The 5165-nt window shown below is 50.3% G+C and carries 9 protein-coding genes; 3 read left to right on the forward strand and 6 right to left on the reverse strand.

Going from position 1 to position 5165, the window contains the following annotated elements:
* Nucleotides 1–61 precede the first annotated feature (61 nt).
* From AK963_RS25140 to AK963_RS25160, 6 genes are all read right to left on the reverse strand, one after another.
* The gene (locus tag AK963_RS25140; protein WP_066018129.1) at nucleotides 62–598 is read right to left on the reverse strand and encodes a DUF669 domain-containing protein; all 537 of its coding nucleotides are present in this window, start codon (nucleotides 596–598) and stop codon (nucleotides 62–64) included.
* 11 nt (nucleotides 599–609) lie between these two features.
* Nucleotides 610–1383: an ATP-binding protein gene (locus tag AK963_RS25145; protein ID WP_066018130.1), complete on the reverse strand. Its 774-nt coding sequence runs from the start codon at nucleotides 1381–1383 to the stop codon at nucleotides 610–612.
* Entirely contained in the window at nucleotides 1383–1538 is a 156-nt protein-coding gene (locus AK963_RS33610) for a hypothetical protein (RefSeq protein ID WP_175404639.1), read from the reverse strand. Before AK963_RS33610 ends, AK963_RS25145 begins: the two co-directional genes overlap by 1 nt.
* Nucleotides 1538–1948, reverse strand: coding sequence for a DUF7173 family protein (locus AK963_RS25150; protein WP_066018131.1), 411 nt, complete (start codon nucleotides 1946–1948; stop codon nucleotides 1538–1540). The genes AK963_RS33610 and AK963_RS25150 overlap by 1 nt, the downstream gene beginning before the upstream one ends.
* 41 nt (nucleotides 1949–1989) lie before the next feature.
* Nucleotides 1990–2292, reverse strand: a complete 303-nt coding sequence (locus tag AK963_RS25155; RefSeq protein ID WP_066018132.1) for a hypothetical protein — start codon at nucleotides 2290–2292, stop codon at nucleotides 1990–1992.
* 110 nt (nucleotides 2293–2402) lie between these two features.
* The gene (locus AK963_RS25160) at nucleotides 2403–3029 is read right to left on the reverse strand and encodes a LexA family transcriptional regulator (protein ID WP_066018133.1); all 627 of its coding nucleotides are present in this window, start codon (nucleotides 3027–3029) and stop codon (nucleotides 2403–2405) included.
* A gap of 170 nt (nucleotides 3030–3199) precedes the next feature.
* Between AK963_RS25160 and AK963_RS25165 the strand changes: the two genes are divergently transcribed.
* The 3 genes from AK963_RS25165 to AK963_RS25175 all read left to right on the forward strand — a co-directional run.
* Complete coding sequence (locus tag AK963_RS25165; RefSeq protein WP_066018134.1) at nucleotides 3200–3430, forward strand: helix-turn-helix domain-containing protein; 231 nt, start codon at nucleotides 3200–3202, stop codon at nucleotides 3428–3430.
* A complete protein-coding gene (locus tag AK963_RS25170; protein WP_066018135.1) occupies nucleotides 3423–3635 on the forward strand; it encodes a TraR/DksA C4-type zinc finger protein in 213 nt (70 codons plus the stop codon). The genes AK963_RS25165 and AK963_RS25170 overlap by 8 nt, the downstream gene beginning before the upstream one ends.
* 17 nt (nucleotides 3636–3652) lie before the next feature.
* Nucleotides 3653–5165, forward strand: a 1513-nt coding sequence (locus AK963_RS25175; protein WP_175404640.1) for an AAA family ATPase, incomplete at its 3' end; no start/stop codon positions are given.

Raw genomic sequence — 5165 nt, forward strand, 5'->3', positions numbered from 1 at the left:
ACGGCGGTATAGGCGACAATGCCAAAGGCAAGCGCTATCGCTGCATACCAGTCTTCCCGGCTCACTGCTTTGCTCCCCACGGCGGCGCTGCATGTTGAGCCGCAGGGTGGCCAGCCGGAGGCTGTTGCTGTGCCGGGGCTTGTTGCTGTGGTGGCGGGTTATAAGCCGGTGTCTGTTGTTGTGGAACGGGAGCCTGCTGCATTGGCTGGCCACCGACACCGATCCACTTCTTGACCTCATTTTTAGGTCCATAGCCCGGATCGTTTTTAATGACGATACGGATACGAACGACCTGGTTAAGCAGTTGGTCGGTGTCTGTCACTGCTAGAATGCCAATTGCGTTAGCAATCTTGGCTAACTCCTTCCTGCCGATATCCTCTGCCTGTGGGCTTCGGTTCTCAATGTTGTGATGCGACCAGAGCTTTCTTCCTTCAAACTGACCTTCCATGACGGTATAAGTGAGTTTCACCATAAGACCTCCTGCCTTGGTGCGATCCAAAGAAGCATCGGTCATCATGGTGAGGTATTCACCGGCAGGGAGCGGTTCAAAGTCATCCGTCGGATCATAGTCGTCTGTGTTAAAACCTAATTGAGCCATGAGTAATCTCCTTATTTCTGGCTGGTGGTTTGGGTCAGTGCGTCACTAAAGGCCTGCCAGCTCAGCGGGAGCTCAGGTGGTAGGCCATAGCGATTCTTGGCAATGAAGCTCGGGCGAGCCTCGGTGAAGAGGTAACGTTTTCCGGTACTGATGCCACGGGTTTTGGTTTTATTGAAACCAGCTTCTTCCTTTTCAATGACCGTCTTGTAATCAGCGAACAGAACGCAATCGACTGACTCCTGAACCAGATCGGAAGCCCGTTTATGGAGTTTGATCTGATGGCGGTCATAGCTATCCGTGGTCGGACTCTCATATCGTTTGATTTCAGAATGAGCAATCAGAATGATGGCCATGCCCTTTTCATTGCGGAGAGCATCTAAGGTGTTTAATAGCTGTCGCCAGAGATCGAGGGCGAGAATAAACCCTTTGCCATAGCCGAAGTCTTCAATGGATTCATACCGCTCACCCTTCGGTCCGACATAGGTTTCACAGAGGTGTTTCCAGACCATCGGCTCTAGGTGATCAAGACTATCGATGACGACGCTCTGATACTGGTGATCCGATGAGTAGAGGACTGTCAGTGCGTCGAGAACGTCCTGAAAAGATTTCATCATCGGGAAGGCATCGACTTCGAGCTTACCGAGGCCGTCCTCTGTACAGACAAAGATAGGGCTCGGAGCAGAGGCTCCCAAGGTTGATTTACCAACACCTGCAGGTCCGTAGCAGACCATCCGGGGTGCTTTGATGCCGGAAGAACGGCTGATGGATTCGAGAGAGATGGCCATTACTTCACCTCCTGAGAGGCGGTTGCCTTAGAAAGGCTCTCTGTTTTTTTAATGATGAAAACCGAACTCTGGGCGTTGGCGGAAAAATTCGATTTACCCATTCCAGCGGAGCCATGCTTTAGGCACAGAGGGATTTCTCTTTTCTTGTCTTCCATTACTGATCCTCCAACCGTTCAAACTTAACCGACACCTTTTTCGGCTTGGTAGTCACTGCCTCAGCGACGATGTTGTATTGGGCAGGATCGAGGCTCTGGAGGCTCTTGAGCTGTTTGATGTTGAGCTCTACCTTTGTGCGTACCAGGTTGTTTGCGAGAGAGGCCGGAAGACTGTCTTTTATCTCCCCCCACTTTTTCTCATCGAGGGTTCGGGTATACCCGGCAGAGGTCGTGACCTTGTAGTAATCCCCCTTCAAGGTATGACTACCCTCGTCTTTGACACCGACGACCTCACTTAACTGCTGCTCAATGGCGAGGCGGTGATCCCTTGCGTTTTGCTCTGCAATTTTGGCTCTCTCTAACTCGTAGGCGAGTTTGTCCAGCCGTGAAGCATCATTGCTTTCGGACATAGCAATTTCCCTTTGTTGTGGTTGTTGTGGTGGTCTAGCGGTTAGCTGGTGGGATCAGGTTTATAAATCTGGTCGAAATCAGGAATACGATGAATTTTAACATTGCCCCGGTTCGCTTCGTTGGCATCAATAAGGAGGCCACCGATACTAAAAATTTTTGGCAGTGGGTTATCCGGGTTGGCATTGTTGAGATCGACAATGAGGCCGAGGACAACGGAGCGTAGGTGTTCGGATTTATTAGAGAGTTGATCTAAGCGGTCTTGAAGCTTGTCGGCTTCCTGCTCGACATCGAGGAATTCTTGAGCAATGGAAAGGATAGAGTCTTTCTGAATTGAGACTTTCATGGCTAATGCTTACCGATTGTTCGTTTTAATTATTCAGTAAGCATTAGCCTGCCAAATGAAAAATTGGCCGTCAATAAATAATTTTAGATTGATTTAAAAATAATTTAGCTTTATCCGCTCGACATAAAACAGCCAATGGCACGACCAATGTAATTATCACGAACTACATTGATCGCACTCAGCCGTGGATTATTGAACAGGAGCATAGACCGATCATTGAGTTCTTCGTAGATGCCGAGGACGGGCGAATTGTCTTGAAAGAGGCAGGGTTTACCGAGTTCTAACGGCTTTGATGGGTCTATAAAGACGAGGGAGCTATCCGGGAAATTGACCGCACTCGGGAGGGCGGAGCAGTCCATTGAAGATCCCTCCATCCTATAGCAAAAAGTTCTCTCTCCCGCTTCGATAGGAAAGCTCATCCATCGGGTAGTTTTGGCCGTTGTCCCGCTTAAAATCCAGTGGGATATTTCAGTTCTGGTCAGTAGGGGCGCAGGGGTTCCAATGGTGAGTTCAGGGCTCGGAGCGCCATCCCCTGTGATAATAAACTCCGGGTCAACCTCAAGTGCAGAGGCAACCTGGTACTGTATTTTAGTGGTGTTTTCATCGGACAGTCTCACTTTGCCTTTTAGCCAAATTGATACTGTAGGGTCAGCCACGCCGAGCGCTTTTGCGAGGTCGGCCTGAGTCATATTTTTCTTTTGAAGAAGAAATTTTATTCTGTCTCTCCAATCCAGCATGACAACATCTCCTTATTGTTGTCGCTTATTATTCGTTAAAACAGATAGTTAGTAAAATAAATAACTTTCCCTGAAAATAAATATTTAATTACGTCTTGATAAATATTTTTATTTCAGATAATTCTTTTAGCTCCCTCAGCAAAAAAAAACAAACAGACAGGGAGTATCCAATGTCAGGGAAGAAAACACCGGGTCAGCTGATCCGGGCATACCGCAAAAAGCTCGGCGTTAATCAGAAAACGCTCGGAAAAATCCTCAGTGTCTCACTCGTAGAGCTCTCGCTCATTGAAAACGACAAGAAGCAGGTAAGTAAACTTCGGAGGCTCTACTGGTCAACCATCGTTCCAGAGTTCACACCGGACATGCTGACCGCCGATGGACAAGAGCCTGTTGATGGATGATGCAGACAAGGCGGGTCAGTACCAAGAACGGGAAATGGAAGCCCTGCTGAAAAGCCACCAGCAAAAGCGCCAACTCACACCACAGGAATCCGCTGATAACTGCGAGGAATGTGGACTCCAAATACCCTCAGCGAGACAGATAGCGGTCCCCGGTTGTTCGATGTGTGCCGAGTGTGCCGCTTACTTTGAAAACCAAAATAACTAAAACAGGAAGCAAACGTCATGGAAGCGAACTTGCCAGATACGACCACCGAGGCTTGGAAACTCAACGAAGCCGGTCTTTCGATCTTTCCTCTCGGCTCACCGTTTGAAGAGCCTCCCACATGGTTTGTTGAAGGCCGTTGTAATGATGATTACGAACAGGCCAAGACGGATTGGCCAAAAGCCCCACGCTATCGGTGGAAGCAGTATCAGGATGAGGCGCCTGATGACAGTCAGATCGAGCAATGGACAACGCTTTTCCCACACACCAACTGGGCAATAGTGACAGGCTATGGTGTCGTGGTCGTCGATGCGGATAGCCCGGAGGCGGTCAAGTTCATTGAAGACGGAGCCATTACTAGAACGCCTCTCAGGGCGACCACCAGTAAGGGCAAGCACTTCTACTTTCAGGTCAATCCTGATTATCCAATCCAGAACTCAGCCCGTAAGAACCGGATTGATATTCGTGGCGCTGGTGGTTATGTCGTCGCACCTGGGAGCACTCACGCTGACGGGACGCTCTACCAGTGGGAGACAGATGGCTACATGGATATCGCAGACCTCCACGACCTACCCATGCTCACACCGGACGATGTAGCGGCTATCAATGGCTTTAATGGTCAGGCGGCAGAAGAAAAGCCAGAGGGTAACTTAGGGTTTTCTACTGACCAGTATCAACTGCCACATGACGGGAGCAATTTAGCGGAGGGTCAAGGTCGGAACAATGCAGCGGCGAGCATGGTCGGTCAGCTGATCCGGCAGGACTATTCCCTAATGGAGATCAAGAGAACCCTCGACCAGTGGAACCAGTCGAATACACCACCACTCTCTGATGCCGAGCTCAATACCACCATTGCGAGCGTTACCCGGACGCATACCAACAATAACCCGGGCGCACCGGTTCATGTTGTCCCACCACCGAAGCCAAAATTTCCCTTCAGCCATGTAAAAGAGTTGGTCAAGGGCGTGAAGCCGATCAACTGGCTCATCAAGGGCTTCCTCGAAATGGACAGCCTCTCACTGATGTTTGGTGAGCCTGCCTGTGGTAAGTCCTTCGCTGCCATTGATCTCGCCTGCTGTGTCGCTACTGGCAAGGAGTGGCATGGCAAGCCGGTCAAGAAGCAGGGTCCCGTCTTCTACATCGCAGGGGAGGGCTTTAATGGCCTGTCCCGTCGCCTGATGGCTTGGCAGGTATCCCACGGTTACAACCTCCGCAATGCGCCGATCTACGTCAGCCAGTGTTCAGCCTCCCTCATCGAGCTCGGCAATGCCCGTATGGTCAGCGATAGCATTGAGGAAATCGTTGAAGAAACCGGCGGTGTTATCCCCTCAATGATTGTCATTGATACCTTGGCGAGAAACTTCGGTCCGGGCGATGAGAATGCCACTAAGGAAATGAACACCTTCATCAACAACATCGACCAGCTACTCCGTTCGAAGTATGAGTGCTGCGTCTTGATCGTCCACCACACCGGGGTCGGGTCGAAGGATCGTGCCCGTGGCAACAGTGCGCTCAAGGGGGCGCTCGATGCGG

Source organism: Endozoicomonas atrinae (assembly GCF_001647025.1).
Lineage (GTDB): Bacteria > Pseudomonadota > Gammaproteobacteria > Pseudomonadales > Endozoicomonadaceae > Endozoicomonas > Endozoicomonas atrinae.